Annotated in this window: 15 protein-coding genes; 3 read left to right on the forward strand and 12 right to left on the reverse strand. The window is 66.2% G+C overall.

The window, feature by feature from the left end; all coding sequences use genetic code 11:
• Positions 1–40: 40 nt before the first annotated feature.
• Together C7402_RS29040 and C7402_RS29045 are read right to left on the reverse strand one after the other, a co-directional pair.
• A complete protein-coding gene (locus tag C7402_RS29040) occupies positions 41–1,276 on the reverse strand; it encodes an NAD(P)/FAD-dependent oxidoreductase (RefSeq protein ID WP_244314965.1) in 1,236 nt (411 codons plus the stop codon).
• A gap of 118 nt (positions 1,277–1,394) precedes the next feature.
• The gene (locus C7402_RS29045; protein WP_116613055.1) at positions 1,395–2,285 is read right to left on the reverse strand and encodes a LysR family transcriptional regulator; all 891 of its coding nucleotides are present in this window, start codon (positions 2,283–2,285) and stop codon (positions 1,395–1,397) included.
• A gap of 115 nt (positions 2,286–2,400) precedes the next feature.
• On the opposite strand from C7402_RS29045, the gene C7402_RS29050 reads away from it, so the two are divergent.
• From C7402_RS29050 to C7402_RS29060, 3 genes are read left to right on the forward strand one after another with little or no spacing between them, the layout of a single operon-like run.
• Complete coding sequence (locus tag C7402_RS29050; protein WP_116613056.1) at positions 2,401–3,756, forward strand: acyclic terpene utilization AtuA family protein; 1,356 nt, start codon at positions 2,401–2,403, stop codon at positions 3,754–3,756.
• A 5-nt stretch (positions 3,757–3,761) separates the two neighbouring features.
• Entirely contained in the window at positions 3,762–4,124 is a 363-nt protein-coding gene (locus tag C7402_RS29055) for an AtuA-related protein (RefSeq protein WP_116613057.1), read from the forward strand.
• A gap of 29 nt (positions 4,125–4,153) precedes the next feature.
• Positions 4,154–5,503: an MFS transporter gene (locus C7402_RS29060; protein WP_116613058.1), complete on the forward strand. Its 1,350-nt coding sequence runs from the start codon at positions 4,154–4,156 to the stop codon at positions 5,501–5,503.
• Between the two features lie 49 nt (positions 5,504–5,552).
• On the opposite strand, the gene C7402_RS29065 is transcribed toward C7402_RS29060, so the two are convergent.
• The 10 genes from C7402_RS29065 to C7402_RS29110 all read right to left on the reverse strand — a co-directional run bounded on the left by C7402_RS29065 (position 5,553) and on the right by C7402_RS29110 (position 15,682).
• Positions 5,553–5,942 carry a Zn-ribbon domain-containing OB-fold protein gene (locus tag C7402_RS29065; protein ID WP_116613059.1) on the reverse strand — a complete coding sequence of 130 codons (390 nt, stop codon included), beginning with the start codon at positions 5,940–5,942 and terminating at the stop codon, positions 5,553–5,555.
• Positions 5,943–5,944: 2 nt separating this feature from the next.
• Entirely contained in the window at positions 5,945–7,096 is a 1,152-nt protein-coding gene (locus tag C7402_RS29070; RefSeq protein ID WP_116613060.1) for a thiolase family protein, read from the reverse strand.
• Positions 7,097–7,145: 49 nt separating this feature from the next.
• The gene (locus C7402_RS29075) at positions 7,146–7,787 is read right to left on the reverse strand and encodes a 3-oxoacid CoA-transferase subunit B (RefSeq protein WP_116613061.1); all 642 of its coding nucleotides are present in this window, start codon (positions 7,785–7,787) and stop codon (positions 7,146–7,148) included.
• A 2-nt stretch (positions 7,788–7,789) separates the two neighbouring features.
• The gene (locus C7402_RS29080; protein WP_116613062.1) at positions 7,790–8,497 is read right to left on the reverse strand and encodes a CoA transferase subunit A; all 708 of its coding nucleotides are present in this window, start codon (positions 8,495–8,497) and stop codon (positions 7,790–7,792) included.
• A gap of 4 nt (positions 8,498–8,501) precedes the next feature.
• Positions 8,502–9,563, reverse strand: a complete 1,062-nt coding sequence (locus tag C7402_RS29085; RefSeq protein ID WP_116613063.1) for a phosphotransferase family protein — start codon at positions 9,561–9,563, stop codon at positions 8,502–8,504.
• A complete protein-coding gene (locus C7402_RS29090) occupies positions 9,560–10,333 on the reverse strand; it encodes an SDR family NAD(P)-dependent oxidoreductase (RefSeq protein ID WP_116613064.1) in 774 nt (257 codons plus the stop codon). The genes C7402_RS29085 and C7402_RS29090 overlap by 4 nt, the downstream gene beginning before the upstream one ends.
• Complete coding sequence (locus C7402_RS29095; protein ID WP_116613065.1) at positions 10,333–11,505, reverse strand: acyl-CoA dehydrogenase family protein; 1,173 nt, start codon at positions 11,503–11,505, stop codon at positions 10,333–10,335. The genes C7402_RS29090 and C7402_RS29095 overlap by 1 nt, the downstream gene beginning before the upstream one ends.
• A gap of 48 nt (positions 11,506–11,553) precedes the next feature.
• Complete coding sequence (locus C7402_RS29100; RefSeq protein ID WP_116613066.1) at positions 11,554–12,933, reverse strand: tripartite tricarboxylate transporter permease; 1,380 nt, start codon at positions 12,931–12,933, stop codon at positions 11,554–11,556.
• Positions 12,933–13,484, reverse strand: a complete 552-nt coding sequence (locus tag C7402_RS29105; RefSeq protein ID WP_244314966.1) for a hypothetical protein — start codon at positions 13,482–13,484, stop codon at positions 12,933–12,935. Before C7402_RS29105 ends, C7402_RS29100 begins: the two co-directional genes overlap by 1 nt.
• 80 nt (positions 13,485–13,564) lie before the next feature.
• Positions 13,565–15,682 carry an acetate--CoA ligase family protein gene (locus C7402_RS29110; RefSeq protein ID WP_116613067.1) on the reverse strand — a complete coding sequence of 706 codons (2,118 nt, stop codon included), beginning with the start codon at positions 15,680–15,682 and terminating at the stop codon, positions 13,565–13,567.
• Between the last annotated feature and the right edge of the window lie 70 nt (positions 15,683–15,752).

Consider the following 15,752-nt stretch of genomic DNA (forward strand, 5'->3'; position numbering starts at 1 on the left):
TCCGTTGTGTGGGTCGCTGCGCGGGCGGCGTAATCGCACATCAAAGCAGGCTCTTTAGCTTGACTTCGGGATTCGCCAGCGACTGCGGATCAATCGCCGCCCCTCGCTCCACCAGCATGCGCGCAAGCTTCATCTCCCTCGCAAACGCGCCGGTCGGGCCAAAGCCGCTCGCGCCGACCAGCCGCCCCTGCTCGTCCAGATCGAAGTGAATCTCCGCCCCGCCGCCGGGGATGCGTACGATCGAACGTGCGCCCAGCGCCGGCTCGCCCGCCACCTGCAACTGATGGTCGTACTGATCGGACCAGAACCAGGGCAACTCGCGATACGCGTCGCGCCCGCCCAGCATGTTGTGCGCCGCCACGCGCGCCTGCGTTTCGGCGTTGTGCCAGGTCTCCTGGCGAATGCGATGCGCGCCGAACCGGCTCGGAAACACGGCCACGTCGCCCGCCGCAAAGACGCCGCGCGCCGAAGTGGCCAGCGCTTCGTCCACGAGAATGCCGCGCGCCACCTCGATGCCGGCCGCACGCGCAAGCTCGTCCGCGGGCTCGATGCCTATGCCGACGATCACCGTGTCGGCGTGCAGCGTCTCGCCGCTTTCCAGCATCACGTCGAGCGTCGAGTCGGCGCGCTTTTCGAAGGCCTGTGGCGCGCGCTTCAGCAGGACGCGCACGCCGTTGCGCTCATGCAAGGCGTGCGCCCGCGCCGCGATGGCCGCGGGCACGGCGCGGCCCAGCAGGCGCGCGCCGCCTTCGATCAGCGTCACGTCGCAGCCGCGCGCGCGGGCCGACGCCGCGACCTCCAGGCCGATAAATCCGCCGCCCACCACGACGATATGCGCGCCCGCCGCGAGGCGTGGGCCGATCATCGCGGCGTCGTCGAGCGTGCGCAGGCAGAGCACGCCCGCGTGCGATGCGCCCGGAATCGCCAGCCGCCTCGCGTGGCCGCCCGTCGCGAGCAGCAGCGCTTCATAGTGGAGCGTCGCGCCGTCGCCCAGTTCGAGCGTGCGCCGCGCAGGGTCCAGCGCGCGCACCGTCGCGACGATATGCTCGACGCCGTCGTCGCGCCATGCCTCGGGGGATCGTAATCCGCATTGCTGCGCGCTTCGCTCACCCGTGAGGAGTGCTTTGGATAGCGGCGGCCTTTCGTACGGCAAATGCGGTTCCGCACCGATCAGCGCGATACGGCCGCGCCAACCGGCCTCGCGCAAGGTCTGCGCGGCGCGGCCGCCCACGTGCCCCGCCCCGACGATCGCCATCACCCGCTCCGTGGCCGGCATCTCGCGTCTCCTGTGTTTGACGCGTGGCTTTTCCGCCGCGCCGCGCGTCAGTTCGCTCCTGGGATCAAACATAAGCGGCGCGGCGCAATCGCTCAACGGAAACGTTGATGAAATTTCGTCAATTGCGCGGCAGACGCTCTTCCAGAAACGCGAGGAAGGCGCGCACACGCGGCGCCAGCACGCGCCCTTGCGGATACAGCGCGTAGAAGACGTCTGCTGACGGCTCCTGAAACGCTTCGAGCAGGGGCACGAGCGCACCGCGCCGGATGTCTTCGGCAATATGAAATCGCGCGAGGCGCACCACACCCAGCCCGTTGATGGCGAAGGTCCGGAGCAGTTCGCCCTGGTCGGCGCTCAGATGCCCCGTGGTCGCGATCGTGGTCAGCGCGCCTGCCTCGCGAAACGTCCACGAATTCCACTGCGTGCGGATCGTGAAGTTCAGGCAGCGATGTTGCGCGAGTTCGTCGGGTGTTGCGGGCACGCCGAACTTCTGCAAATACGCGGGCGCGGCTGCGACAACCCAGGGCCTGGGCATGAGCGGCTTCGCCACGAGAGAGAGTTCGGTGGGCTGCTCGCTGTGAATGGCGACATCGATACTCTGTCTTGCGAAGTCCGCGCGCTCGGTTCCGAGCATGAACTTGAGCTTGATCCTGGGGTAGCGCTCCAGAAACTCTTCCAGTAAGGGAGCCAGCAAGTATTTTGCGGTGGTGAGCGCCGTGTGGATAGTCAGTTGGCCTGATATTTCCGCATCCGACGAAATCACACTGTTTTCGGCGTCATTCATGGCGTCCACCACGCGCTGGCTGGCCTGCCTGAAGGCGAGCCCTTCCTGCGTGAGGTGAATGGACCCGGCAACGCGCTCGAACAAGCGCACGTTCAGGCGCTGCTCCACCCGCGCGATCAGCTTGCTCACGGCCGAGGGCGACAACTGCAAGCGCCGGCCCGCCGCCGAAAAGCTGCCTTCCTTTGCGACGCACAGGAACACGGTCATCTCGCCGAATTTGTCCATGCAGTTTGCTCGCTTTCTTTATGAATCGAATTCACAGGCGGTGTTCCGCCAGAGTCATTGGTAAGCGCCGGTGAATTGTACAAAATGGACCGACAATCACCACGGGAATGGATAGATGAGCCATAGCATTCGCATCGGGTCGGGTAGCGGTTGGTGGGGAGACCGCATCGAACCCGCCGCCCTTAGCGCCGAACACGGCGCACTCGATTACCTGTGTTTTGAAACCATGGCGGAGGCGACCGTGTCGGCGGCGCAGGTTCGCGCGCGCCGCGATCCGGCGTTTCCTGGCTACGACACGTATCTCGACGAACGCATGCGCGCCGTGCTGCCCGCGTGCATGCGCGGCAATACCCGCATCATTTCGAATCAAGGCTGGATCGATCCGACGCGCGCCGCCCGGCGCGTTGTCGAGTTGCTGAGCGAAATGGGCATACACGGCGTAAAGGTCGCCGCCGTCAACGGCAGCCTGATCGGCAAACGCGTGCTCGACATGGCCGACTCCATCATGGAAACGGGTGCACCGCTGCGCGAACTGGAGCCCACGCTGATCTCGGCGGAAGCCTATATGGGCGCCGAACCGATCGCCGATGCGCTGCGTGACGGCGCGCGCATTGTCATCACGGGGCGCGTGGCCGACCCCTCGCTTTTTCTCGCGCCGCTCATGCACGAGTTCGGCTGGGAGGCGAACGATTACGCGCGCATCGGCGCGGGCAGCGCGATAGGCCACCTGCTCGAATGCGGCGCGCAGATCACGGGTGGCTACTTCTGCGATCCCGGCTTCAAGGACGTGCCCATGCCGTGGAATCTGGCCTTCCCGATTGCCGAAGTCGAACCGAACGGCGACGTCGTGATTTCCCGAGTGGCGGGCACAGGCGGCGCCATCACGCTGCAAACCGTAAAAGAGCAAATGCTTTACGAAGTCCACGATCCCGCCAACTACATCACGCCCGACGCCGTTGTCGACTTCACCCAGGCGAAGCTCGAACAGATCGACGAGCAACGCGTGCGCGTGACCGGGCTCACCGGCAAACCGCGCACCGACACGTTGAAGGTATCGATTGGCTGCCTCGAAGGCTTCATCGGCGAGGACATGTTCTTCTACGCGGGACCGGGCGCATTGCGGCGCGCGAAGCTCGCAAAGCAAGTGCTGGAGGAACGCTTCAAGCTCGTCAAGCTCGACGCCCAGGACCTTCGCATCGACTTCCTCGGTCTCAACGCGATTCATGGCGCGGCGACACCGGAAGATGCACCCGAACCGTACGAGATCGCCGTGCGTGTCGCCGCGCGCACGCGCACGCGCGCGGAAGCGGCCAAGGTCGGCCGCGAGGTGGACGGCATGGCCGTCTCGGGCATCGCTCACACGGGCAAGCGTGTGCCGCATCAGGACCGCACGCGCGAAGTCATTGGTGTGTGGTCGGCGCTCGTCGCGCGCGAGCAGGTGCAGGCTTCAATTGAATACTTCGAGAGCTAAATTCCATGAAAGTCCTTCTTCAGCATCTGGCCCACACGCGCTCGGGCGACAAGGGCAATACGTCGAATATCGCCGTGTTCGCCTATGAACCGGCGTTCTACGCGCTTTTGAAAGATCAGCTCACCGCGCCGCGCTTCAAGGCGTTTTACCGAGGCGCGATTACCGGCAGCGTGACGCGTTACGAAATGGACAACATCCACGCATTGAATTTCGTGGCGAATGGCGCACTGGGCGGCGGCGTTTCGCGAAGCCTGTGCCTCGACAATTACGGCAAGGCGCTCGCAAGCGCCGTGCTCGGTTTCGAAATCGAGGTGCCCGAGGCGCTCGCGTCGCGCCTGGCAGGCAAGGCGGTGCTGGCCGCGGCCTGATCGATCCACCCACGAGGAGACAAACAATAATGTCATACGAACAGATCGATCTCGCTGCGCCATTGGACGCCACTGCGGCGTCCTCTGCCGATGTCTACGCAAGGGTCACGCGACGGCTGCTGCCCTTGCTGATGATGTGCTACATCGTCGCCTATATCGACCGCCTCAACGTCGGCTTCGCCAAGTTGCAGATGCAGGCGGACCTGGGGCTGAGCGACGCGATGTACGGCTTCGGCGCGGGCATCTTCTTCATTGGCTACGTGATGACCGAGGTGCCTGCCAACCTGCTGCTCCAGAAGTTCGGCGCGCGCAAGACGCTCACGCGCATCATGGTGCTGTGGGGCCTCATGTCGATGGGCACCGCGTTCGCCCAGACGCCTGGCCAGTTCTACGTGATGCGCTTTTTTCTCGGCGTATTCGAAGCGGGCTTCTTTCCCGGCATCGTCGTGTATTGCACGCGCTGGTTTCCGGACGCCTGGCGCGGCCGCTTTCTCGGCAAGTTCCTCACCGCCATTCCGATTGCGGGCATCGTGAACGGCCCGCTTTCGGGCTGGATCATGAGCCGCTTTCATGGCCAGTGGGGATTCAACGGCTGGCAGTGGCTGTTCGTGCTCGAAGGCTTGCCGAGCGTGATGCTCGGGCTGTTCATTTACTTCAGGCTCGACGAAAGCCCCGAGGAGGCGCGCTGGCTCAGCGCCGCGCAAAAGGCGCGCATCCGCCAGGATCTGCTGCTGGAAGCCGGTACGCAAGGCGGCAAGCGCGAACGCCACGCCACCTCGTTCATGGCGGCGATTCGCGACATCAAGGTCTACGCGCTCGCCCTCGCCCTGTTCTGCTTCTCGTGCGGCAGCAATCTGATCGGTTTCTGGATGCCGACGATCATTCGCGGCATCGGCGTGACCGACGTTTTCCATGTCGGGTTGCTCACTGCCGTGTCGTATGGCGTCACGTGCGCCGCGATCATCGCCAACGGTCATCACTCGGACCGCAAGCTGGAGCGCCGCTGGCACTGCGCGATTCCCGCCTTCATCGGCGCTGTTTCGCTCGTCGCCATGGTGTATCTGCAAGGGCACATGCTGCTCTCGTTCTGTCTGTTGTCTGTCGCGGCGGCGGGCTCGATCGGGATCTTTCCCGCCTATTGGTCGATTCCGCCCGCGTACCTGCGCGGCGCGGCTGCCGCCGGGGGCGTGGCGCTCATCAACAGTCTCGGTCAGCTTGCCGGGTTCGTCAGTCCGTTCGTGCTCGGCTTGATCCGCACGAAAACGGGTAGCCTCACGCTCGCGAACTGGCTGGTGGCGGCGGTGATGATCCTGGGCGGATTGACGATTCTGCTCTTCGTGAAACCAGCGGCGCTTCGCCAGGGCGAGGCCGCGCGGTGAGATAACGTGGGAGGCGTTCGCCGGACTTCTCAATCCGGCGAACCGCGTCTCAACCCTCCAGCGCAACAAAGCGCAGCAGCGTGCGCTCGCCATGCGCGAAATAAGTGGCGGCAACGCGATCGCCGATACGAAGCCCCTTCGCACCATGCCCCATGACCCGCGCGCCCTCATCCAGCTCAACGATAACGAGCACATAAGGCGCGAGCGCCGCGAACGCTTCGGAAGGTGCGCGCGTGACGGTTGTGGTCGCAACGACATTACCCTGTGCGTTCGAGTCCTCCCAGACCAACGTCGATTTTCCGCAGCCCGAGCAGGCGTAGCGCGCCAGCGTTTGCGCGCGGGCACAGGAGGTGCATCGCTGGAATCGAAGCACGCCGTGGCGCAGCCCTTCCACATGCGCGAGCGCACCGTCCGAACGGGAAACAAGTTCTTCTTGCATGACTACCCCTCGCGAGACAGGATCAGGCTCACGTGCGACGACAACACGCCGCCGTCCGCATGAATGAATGCGTGCCGTGGCGCACGGATTTGGCGCGCCTGTGCGCGCTCCGCCATTTGCAGCCAGGCTTCGACGGCGTGCGCCATGCCCCCTGCCACGCCGCAATGACCGAACGAAAGCAGACCGCCGTGCGTGTTCAATGGCAGACCGCCGCCGGGGTCGAATTCGCCCGCGCGCGCCAGGCGAGCGGCTTCACCGCGTGGCGCGAAACCAATTTCTTCGAGCAGCGACACCAGCGTGATCGTGAAGGAGTCGTAGATGCCGAGATAGTCGATGTCACTGCATTCGAGGCCCGCCGACGCGAACGCGCGTGCCGACGCCTCCTGCGCGCCGCAAGCGAACACGTCGTCGATCGCCGTGAGATGCTGATGGCGGTGCGCCTGCCCGCTTCCCGTCACGGCGATGCGCGCGTTCGCACCCGGCTTCGCGCTCACGACCAGCGCCATCGCGCCATCCGAGATCGGGCAGCAATCGAGCAGCTTGAGCGGCGCGGCAATCGCCTTCGAAGCGAGCACGTCCTCCACGGAAATCGGCTCGCGCAGTTGCGCGCCTTCATGGCGGCTTGCCCGCGCACGCATGAGCACGGCGAATTCCGCGAGATCGCGCTCCGTCACGCCCGCCCGATGCATGTATTGCGACGCGAATAGCGCGTAGTAAGCGGGAACCGACCCGCCATATACCACTTCGTAGTCCGGATCGCCAACCTGCGCCAGCGTCTGGATCGACGCGTCGCGTGATTGCCCGCTCAAGCGGTTTTCGCCCGCCACCACAAGCACGTTGCGGCAGCGTCCCGAGCCCACGAGTTCGGCGGCGAGCATGAGCATGGCCGCGCCCGATGCGCCGCCCAACTGAAGGCTGTGCGCATAGGACGGTCGCAGCCCGAAGCGCTCCGCAAACAGCGTGGAAAGCATGAGATGCGGCAAGGTTGTGGCGTAGCCGCAAATGAGCCCGTCGATGTCGCCGCGCTCGAGCGCGGCCGCTTCGAGCGCGCCGGTGCCCGCCTGCGCCATCAGGTCGAGCGCGTTGCGGCCGGGAAATTTACCGAACGCGGTGCCGGCCGCGCCCGTGATCCACGCCTGGCTTCGTTCGCTCATCGCTGCCTCCCTACGCCAGTGCTCGCTCCGTAAAATTGCCTGGTTATGCTTACCATCTCAACTTCGCTCCCGTCTTCGCCTGCATCTCCTCCTGCGTCACGCCTTCGGCCAGTTCGACCACGCGCAGGCCGTCCGCACTCACGTCGATCACGCCCAGGTCGGTGATGATCCGGTCGATCACGCGCACGCCCGTGAGCGGCAAGGTGCATTCGGGCAGGATCTTCCATTCCCATCCGCCGTCCTTCTTGGGCACCACGTGCTCCATCAGCACGACGACACGGCGTACGCCGGCCACCAGATCCATCGCGCCGCCCATACCCTTCACCTTCTTGCCGGGTATCATCCAGTTCGCCAGATCGCCGCGCTCGCTCACCTGTAGCGCGCCGAGAATTGAAAGGTCGAGCTTGCCGCCTCGCACCATCGCGAAGCTCTCGTGCGAGCCCACGATGCTCGTGCCCGGTATCGTCGTCACCGTTTCCTTGCCTGCGTTGATGATGTCGGGGTCCACCTCCGCCTCGCCGGGGTAGGGTCCGATGCCCAGCATGCCGTTTTCGCTGTGAAACCAGACTTCCTTGCCCGCGCTCACGTGGTTGGCCACCAGAGTGGGAAGGCCAATGCCCAGGTTCACGTAGTAGCCGTCCTCCAGTTCCTGCGCGGCGCGCTTCGCCATCTGTTCGTGCTGCCATGCCATGCTCAGTCTCCTGCGTGGGCGGAAATCATGCGCCGTTCAATGCGCTTTTCGGGGGTGGGATTCACGACGATGCGATGCACGTAGATGCCGGGCAAATGAATCTCGTCCGGATCGAGCACGCCGCACTCCACCACTTCCTCCACCTCGGCCACCGTCGTCTTGCCCGCCATCGCCACGGCCGGGTTGAAGTTGCGCGCCGTGCGGCGAAACACCAGATTGCCCGCGCGATCGGCCTTCCAGGCCTTCACGAGCGCAACTTCCGGCACGAGCGCGCGCTCCATCACGTAGGCTTCGCCGTCGAATTCGCGCACCTCCTTGCCTTGCGCGACCATCGTGCCCACGCCGGTCTTCGTGAAGAACGCGGGAATGCCCGCGCCACCCGCGCGCAGCCGCTCGGCCAGCGTGCCTTGCGGCGTGAATTCGAGTTCCAGTTCGCCCTCCAGGTACTGGCGCTCGAACTCCTTGTTCTCGCCCACGTAGCTCGCGATCATCTTGCGGATTTGCCGCGTTTGCAGCAGCTTTCCAAGGCCGAATTCGTCGACGCCCGCGTTATTGGAGATCACCGTGAGCCCGCGCACGCCGGTCTGCACGAGCGCGTCAATCAACATTTCGGGAATGCCACACAAACCGAATCCGCCGACCGCCAGTAGCTGCCCGTCGCGCAGCAGTCCATCGAACGCGCTTGCCGCGTTCTCGTATAGCTTGCCCATCCGCTTAGTCTCCTGCTCCAGGTCTCGTTGATGCGCTCGCGCTGCGCGCGGCGTCGTAGCGCTGTGCGCACTGCCATCCCAGCGCGGCCAGCGGCGCGGCCTTCGCGCCGGTTTCGCGGGCGTCGGCCGAGGCCGCGTTGCCCTGCCGCGCGCGCTCGCCTATGCCGTGCAAAATGGCGGCCATGCGAAAGAGGTTGTAGGCGAGGTAGAACTCCCAATGCTCGCTCAAGCGTCGCCCGGTAGCGGCCTCGTATTGCCGCATATAGGCCGACTCCTCAGGAATGCCAAGTTCATTGAGATTCAGGCCTGCAATGCCGCGCCACACGTCGGGCGCGATCCTCCAGCTCATGCAGTGGTAAGCGAAATCGGCAAGCGGGTGGCCTAGCGTCGCCAGTTCCCAATCGAGCACCGCGACCACGCGATCCTCCACCGGATGAAACACGAGATTGTCGAGCCTGAAGTCGCCGTGCACGAGCGTCGTCTCGTCGTCGGCGGGCACGCGCTCGGGCAGCCATTCCATCAGCCGCTGCATGTCGGCGCTAACGGGCTGCGCCGCGTCGCGGCACTGCCGCGTCCAGCGCGCGATCTGCCGCTCGAAATAATTGCCTGCCTTGCCGAAACCGGCGAGCCCCACCGCCTCGATATCGATGCCGTGCAGCGCCGCGATCACATGGTTCATCTGCGCGTAGATTTCGCCGCGCCGCGCGGGCGTCATGCCGGGCAGCGACTGATCCGCGAGCACGCGGCCTTCGACGAACGCCATCAAATAAAACGGCGTCCCGACGATGGATTCGTCGTCGCACCACGCGAGCATTTCCGGCACCGGCACCGCCGTGCCGCGCAGCGCTTTCATCACGCGGTACTCGCGGTCGATCGCGTGCGCGGAGGCGAGCAGCACGCCCGGCGGCTTCTTGCGCAGCACGTAGCGGCCCGCCGCGCAATCGATACGGAAGGTAGGATTCGACTGGCCGCCCGTGAGCGGCGCGATGGCAATCGCGCCAGACCCCGCATACCCTTGCTCGCGCAACCAGGCTTCGAGGCGCGCCTGAAACGGAACATGCGTCATAGCGAACTCACGAGATGTGCGCGATCCACGGCGACGGCCGAGCCCGACATGGCGCGCCCCGCGTCGGACACGAGCAGCAGCAGCGGGCCGTCGAGGTCGGACATCGTGCTGAAGCGCCGGCTGGGAACACGCATGCGCAGCTTCTGGCCGGGCTCGCTGTTCAGGAAGTCGCGATTCAGGTTGGTCTCGACATAGCCCGGCAGCAGCGCGTTGACGCGGATGTCGTAGCGTGCGAGTTCGAGCGCCATCGAACGGGTAAGCTGAATGACGGCCGCTTTCGAGGCCGCATAAGGCGCCACGCCGTTCGCCACCCGCTCGCCGAGAATCGACGCGATATTGACGATCGCGCCGCGCGTTTGCGCCGCGACCATCCGGCGGCCCGCTTCGGTCGCGACGTTCCAGCATCCCTTGAAGTTGGTATCGATAACGTGCTCGAAGTCCTCGCCGGTTTGCTCCAGCAGCGGCTTCGTGACGGTCACGCCCGCATTGTTGACGACGATGTCAGGCGCACCCCACGCGCCCAGTTCGTCGAAGCAGGCGCGCACGCTCTGCGCGTCGGTCACGTCGAGCCGCAAGGCGCGCGCCTCCCCGCCCGCCGCCTCGATCTCCCCCACGAGTTCGTCGAGGCTGCCCACGTTGCGCGCCGCGACGGCAACCCGTGCCCCCGCCGCAGCAAGTAGTTGTCCAAAATGACGGCCAAGGCCGCTCGATGCTCCGGTCACCAGCGCCGTGCGCCCTTCCAGCGAAAAGCGCTTTGCGATATCCGTCATCACGCTTTTCCCTCGCTGGCTTCGACAATCTTTCGGGCCATGCTCCAGCGGTGCACCTCGCTCGGGCCGTCGTAAATCCGGAACGCGCGCATGTCCATGAAGATGCGCATCACGGCCGTTTCCGCCGTCACGCCCTGCCCGCCAAGCATCTGCACGCAGCGGTCCACGGTGCGCCACAGCGCTTCGGAGCACACCACCTTCGCGCGGCTCGACTCGAAGTTGCCGCGCTGGCCCTGATCGAGCAGCCATGCCGTGTGCCAGATATGCAGGCGCGACGTTTGCAGATCCATGTCATTGTCGGCCAGCATGAAGCCTACGCCCTCGTGCGCGCCGAGCGGCTTGCCGAACGCCTGGCGCTCGCGCGCATAGGCCGTGGCAATGTCGTGAGCGCGCCGCGCCTGGCCCAGCCAGCGCATGCAATGCGTGAGGCGCGCGGGCGCAAGACGCACCTGTGCGTAACGAAAGCCCTTGCCGACTTCGCCGAGCACGTCGCTCGCCGGAATGCGCACGCGCTCGAACGCGAGCACGCCGTGCCCGCCCGTGAAGCAGCGGTCCATCGCCTCCATGCTGCGCTCCAGCCGGATGCCTTCGCGGTTCATGTCGGTGAGGAACATCGTGGCCGTGCCGTCTTCCATGCGCGCCATGACGATGGCGTAGTCGGCGCCGCTCGCACCCGTGATGAACCACTTGCGTCCGGTGATGAGGTAGTCGTCGCCGTCACGCACGGCCGTCGTGGCGAGCATCGACGGATCGGCGCCCGCGCCCGGCGAGGGTTCGGTCATCGCGAAGCACGAACGCGTGCGCCCCTCCACCTGCGGGCGCAGCCAGCGCGCCTTTTGCGCTTCGGAGGCAACGGCTTCCATCAGATGGATGTTGCCTTCGTCGGGGGCGTGAATATTGAGCGCGGTCGGGCCGAGCCACGAATAGCCCGCCTCTTCGAATACCACGGCCTTCGCGACATGGCTCAGCCCGAGGCCGCCCATGGAAGTCGAGGCATGCGGCGTGAGCAGACCCGCAGCGCGCGCGCGTTCGATCAGCTCGCGGCGCAGCGCCTCGCTCGGCCCGTGCGAGTCGTGGCGCGCGTCGGACTCCAGCGGAATGACCTGCTCGGCGATGAAACGCCGCGTGCGGTCTCTCAGTTCCAGCAGTTCAGGCGAAAGATCAAAGTTCATGATGTCGATACCGTAGAAAACGCGATTACCCAGGGCGCATGCGCCTCGTCAAAGCAGTCGGCTCAGCGCCGGCACGCTCAGTACGGCTACGTAATAGCCCATGAACTGAACGCCTGCGTTGAACGCGAACACGCGCGAAAGCAGCCCTCCGAACAAACCGACGGTGAGGATCACACCAAGGCCGAGCCACTGCCCTTCCCAAACGCTGATCAGCACGATAAGCCCGGCAAACGTCGCGATGATCGCCTCGTGACTCAGCTTTCTCGAAACGAACAGCGCGGCGCGCCGTGCATGATTCATGGCGAGCGGATACGAAACGAGCGCGGCGAGCAGCACGCCGAGCAAGCCGAACACGAGAAACTCCCAACCCGAGAGCATCGAATGCAGATTGTGCACCTCGCCCGTTGCGCTGTTGACGAAGAACCGGGGCGGCGCGTTGAATAGCGGCGCGGCGGGACCGGCCGCCACGGGGCTAAGCGGCAGGCCGAGCGCGATGAGAGGAATCAGCGTCTCCGCGATATAAGTGGCCTCGGTCACGCCGTTGCGCACGGCAATGACGGTGGTGAGGCGCTCATACGCGTGCTTGATCCGGGCGCCGACCAGTTCGCCCATCACCACGGTCATCGCAACGGGGCTGAACACGAAGGTCGCGCTGGAGATGGCGGCGGTGGCGGCCGTCCAGCCCAGTTGGCGCCGGTCCAGCACCTTGAGCGGATTGGGGAAGTAGCCGCTCCATTGCTTGACGTCGGGCGCGAGCACGAAAGTCGATGCGCGCGGGCGACGCATGCGGCGGCGCTCGGCGGGCGCGAGCAGCGAGAACACGTCGGCGATCAGCGGGCCGATGGCGATGCCGAGGAAATAGCTCACGCCGAGCTTGACGCCATAGTGGCCGGTCAACGCCTGCAAGCCCACGATCAGCATGACGAACGGCACGAGCAGCACGACGGCGGCCCAGCGCGCCGGTGAAAGATAAGCAATGCCGATGGCCACGACGAGAAAGACCCACGGCGCGGCCTTCGTGATGACACCGGCCACGGGCGCGAGCAGCACCGCGAACAGCACGGCGAGCGGCAGCGCGATGAAGGCCGCGACGATGGCCCCGGAAATCATCTTGCGCAGCGCGATATGCGGCACGCCGATCGCGCGCAGCATGGTGGCCTGCTGGAGCAGCGGGGCCGCCATCGCATCGCCCGGAATGCCGAGCAGCGCGGTGGGAATCGCGTGGGTCATGTGCTTGGCGACGGCCCCCGCGATAAAGAACGTGAAGACGCCTTCGGGCGGCACGCCCAGCAACGCAACGAGCAGCGTGAGCGGCGCGATGGTCGCCGTTTCGTCGGTGCCGGAAATCACGCCGAGCGCCGCGAACACGACCGCGCCGAGCAAGCCCATCGAGAGGGCGACGAGAAACGAATGGAGCAGCGCATCCATCAGCAGGCCTCCGTTCGCGTTGCGTGGGGGCCTTGCGCGCCGCTTGCCGCGCTTGTTCCGTGCGTTCCCTGCATCTCGGGGCTTTGCGACTGCGCGTGCGCGAACATGTCGAGAATACCGAGTTCCTCAAGCTCGGCGCGCCCGGCTGGCGAAAGATCGGCGATCGTGCCGATGCCGCCGGCCTGTGCGCCCAGCATGCGCAGCACCTCCGCGCGGCCCGCCGCGTCGATGGCCTGCTCGGCCACCACGCGCTTGGGCTTGAACAGGCGCGCGCAAATCACGCCGGCCAGCAGGCAGCCTGCGAGCCCCGCGAGCATCGATCCGGCGTGCGCCAGTTCGTGATCGTGCACCCATGAAGCGAGCAGCGATTTGCCCAGCGTGAAAGCGCCCATGCTCATCGCGACGCCGATGGCGATCGAGGCGCCGAGATGGCGAATATCCACCGTATCGCCCCACACCTGCGCGAGAAACGGCACGTCTGCGTCGTCTCCCGCAACGATGGTCGATCCGCTCGCACCGGGCGATGGCGCGCCGACACTGTCCTGTCGCATTGTTGTCTCCTCCTGATCTGAAGTTCCGGCCTGACCTTCTGGTTATCGAATGGTTTTGCTCTCGCCTGCTGCGCCGCGCCTCACGGCGCCACGGCCACCTCCATGAGCGCGTCGACCACCACGGCGCCGCTTGCGCTCACCATCACGGGATTGAGGTCGATCGAGCGGATCTGCCCGCCGGCCTCGTGCATGATCCTGCCCACCTGCACGGCGATCTTCGCGAGCGCGTGCGTGTCTACGGCCGACTCGCCACGCACGCCCGCAAGCAGCGGCGCGATGCGCAGACGCGAGAGCGCGCGCAGCACGGCATCTTCGCTGCATGGCGCGAGCAGCACGGCCGTGTCGCGCAGGATTTCCACGTACTTGCCGCCATCGCCCACCACCACGACCGCGCCGAATTCGGCGTCCCAGTGCGCGCCCACCATGCACTCGCGCGGCGCGCGCTCCATGCGTGCGATCACGATGCCTTCGCTTGCCGCGCCCAGCCGCTCAAGCGTCGCGTTCTGGTCGAGCCACGCGCGCGCCACACTTTCCTCGTCGTTGCAATTGAGCGCCACGAGGCCATGCTCGCTCTTGTGGGGCACGTCGGGCGAGCTTGCCTTCACGGCCACCGGGCCGCCCAAGGCGCGCCATGCCGCGACGGCCTCCTCCGCGCTGTGACACGCCTTGTGCGCCACCACCGGTATGCCGCTCGCGGCGAGGCGAGCCAGGCTCGCGGCCTCGCTCAGCGTGCGCGTGGGCGCGTTCGCGTGAGCGGTTGCTAGACGCAGTGGGGGCGCACCGTTCGCGCTGTCCGCAATGCGCGCCGCTTCGGCGGCGACTTCGCGCAGCAAGGCGCGATGCGCGGTCAATTGGGCCAGCGATGCGATCGCATGCGCGGCGCTCTCGTAGGTAGGCACGTTCACGGCGCGAAACGCCGCCGCGACCGGCGGCTGCCAGGCGGCCACGACGATGGGCTTGCCCGCCGTATCGGCAAATGCGGCCGCGTCGCGCGCGAAGCGCTCCACGTCGTAGCCCAGGCCCGCTACGGGAATGTCGAGCAGCACGAGGTCGCTGGCCGGGTCGGTGGCGACCACGGGCAGCACGTCGCCGAACAGACCGCTGTTGGTGAGCAGCGCCGCCGTGACGTCCACGGGATTGCCGGTCGCGGCAAAACCGGGCAGACGCTTTTCCAGCTCGGCCTGGGTGTGCGGCGCGAGCGGCACGAGCGCGAGGCCGTGGCGCTCGGCGGCGTCGGCGGCCATCACGCAGCTCGCGCCCGAGTTGCTGACCACGACGAGTTGCGCGCCCTGCGGCTGCCACTCGCGCAGGTAGAGCGGCGCGCAACGCGCGAGCGCATGGGCGTCGTCCACGCGATAGATGCCGTGCCGCTCGAAGAAGGCCGACACGGCCCGGTCCTCATTCGCAATCGCCCCCGTGTGCGAAGCCGCCGCGCGTTGCCCGGCGCTGGAGCGGCCCGCCTTCACCGCGACGATCGGCACGCCGCGGCGGCGCGCCACAGCCGCCGCCTGCGCCAGCACCTCGGGCGCGGTGAGGCTTTCGAGGTACAGCAGGATCAGCTTCACGTCGGGGTCGTGCGCGATCGCCAAAGCGAGGTCGCTCACGGTGACGTCGGCTTCGTTGCCGGTCGCGTGCATGTGCCGAACGCCGATGCCCTGGCCGCGCAGCAGGCCGTACACCATGGCGCTCACGCCGCCGCTCTGGCTGATGACCGCGACCGGGCCGTCCGCGGGCGGCACTTCGATGAACATCGTCGAGAAGCTGGCGATGGTGCCGTTGCCGAAGTTCGCGAGCCCCTGGCTGTTCGGCCCCACGAGACGCATGCCCGCCTGCGCCGCGATCGCGACCATCTCGTCCTGCATGCGCTTGCCGGCCTCGTCCGCCTCGCCGAAACCCGAGGCGATCACGATCGCGGCCCCCACCCCGAGGCGCGCGCAGTCGCGCACGGTCTGCACGGCCGCCTCGCCGCTCACGACGACAATGGCCAGCTCCGGGATTTCAGGCAGCGCGTCGAGAGAGGGAAAAGCCGGCAGCCCCTGAATCTCGGCGCGCTGCGGATTGACGGGATAAAGCTTGCCCGCATAGCCCTGCTGGCGCATGTAGTGCAACGGACGGCCACCGATCTTGTGAATATTTTCCGAAGCGCCGATCACGGCAATCGAGCGCGGCGACAGCAAGGCCTGAAGTGTCTGATTCATGTTTCCGGATTTCATTTAACTATGGAGTCCTTTGTAATATTCATCGATCCTGTCCGCTCGGCCGAGCGCG

It is taken from the genome of Paraburkholderia unamae (assembly GCF_003096875.1).
Classification (GTDB): Bacteria; Pseudomonadota; Gammaproteobacteria; order Burkholderiales; family Burkholderiaceae; genus Paraburkholderia; species Paraburkholderia unamae.

Bases quoted from the DNA above. Each gene is read 5' to 3' on its own strand.
- C7402_RS29040 (WP_244314965.1), bottom strand. From the start codon at position 1,276: ATGCCGGCCACGGAGCGGGTGATGGCGATCGTCGGGGCGGGGCACGTG.
- C7402_RS29045 (WP_116613055.1), bottom strand. From the start codon at position 2,285: ATGGACAAATTCGGCGAGATGACCGTGTTCCTGTGCGTCGCAAAGGAA.
- C7402_RS29050 (WP_116613056.1), top strand. From the start codon at position 2,401: ATGAGCCATAGCATTCGCATCGGGTCGGGTAGCGGTTGGTGGGGAGAC.
- C7402_RS29055 (WP_116613057.1), top strand. From the start codon at position 3,762: ATGAAAGTCCTTCTTCAGCATCTGGCCCACACGCGCTCGGGCGACAAG.
- C7402_RS29060 (WP_116613058.1), top strand. From the start codon at position 4,154: ATGTCATACGAACAGATCGATCTCGCTGCGCCATTGGACGCCACTGCG.
- C7402_RS29065 (WP_116613059.1), bottom strand. From the start codon at position 5,942: ATGCAAGAAGAACTTGTTTCCCGTTCGGACGGTGCGCTCGCGCATGTG.
- C7402_RS29070 (WP_116613060.1), bottom strand. From the start codon at position 7,096: ATGAGCGAACGAAGCCAGGCGTGGATCACGGGCGCGGCCGGCACCGCG.
- C7402_RS29075 (WP_116613061.1), bottom strand. From the start codon at position 7,787: ATGGCATGGCAGCACGAACAGATGGCGAAGCGCGCCGCGCAGGAACTG.
- C7402_RS29080 (WP_116613062.1), bottom strand. From the start codon at position 8,497: ATGGGCAAGCTATACGAGAACGCGGCAAGCGCGTTCGATGGACTGCTG.
- C7402_RS29085 (WP_116613063.1), bottom strand. From the start codon at position 9,563: ATGACGCATGTTCCGTTTCAGGCGCGCCTCGAAGCCTGGTTGCGCGAG.
- C7402_RS29090 (WP_116613064.1), bottom strand. From the start codon at position 10,333: ATGACGGATATCGCAAAGCGCTTTTCGCTGGAAGGGCGCACGGCGCTG.
- C7402_RS29095 (WP_116613065.1), bottom strand. From the start codon at position 11,505: ATGAACTTTGATCTTTCGCCTGAACTGCTGGAACTGAGAGACCGCACG.
- C7402_RS29100 (WP_116613066.1), bottom strand. From the start codon at position 12,933: ATGGATGCGCTGCTCCATTCGTTTCTCGTCGCCCTCTCGATGGGCTTG.
- C7402_RS29105 (WP_244314966.1), bottom strand. From the start codon at position 13,484: ATGCGACAGGACAGTGTCGGCGCGCCATCGCCCGGTGCGAGCGGATCG.
- C7402_RS29110 (WP_116613067.1), bottom strand. From the start codon at position 15,682: ATGAATCAGACACTTCAGGCCTTGCTGTCGCCGCGCTCGATTGCCGTG.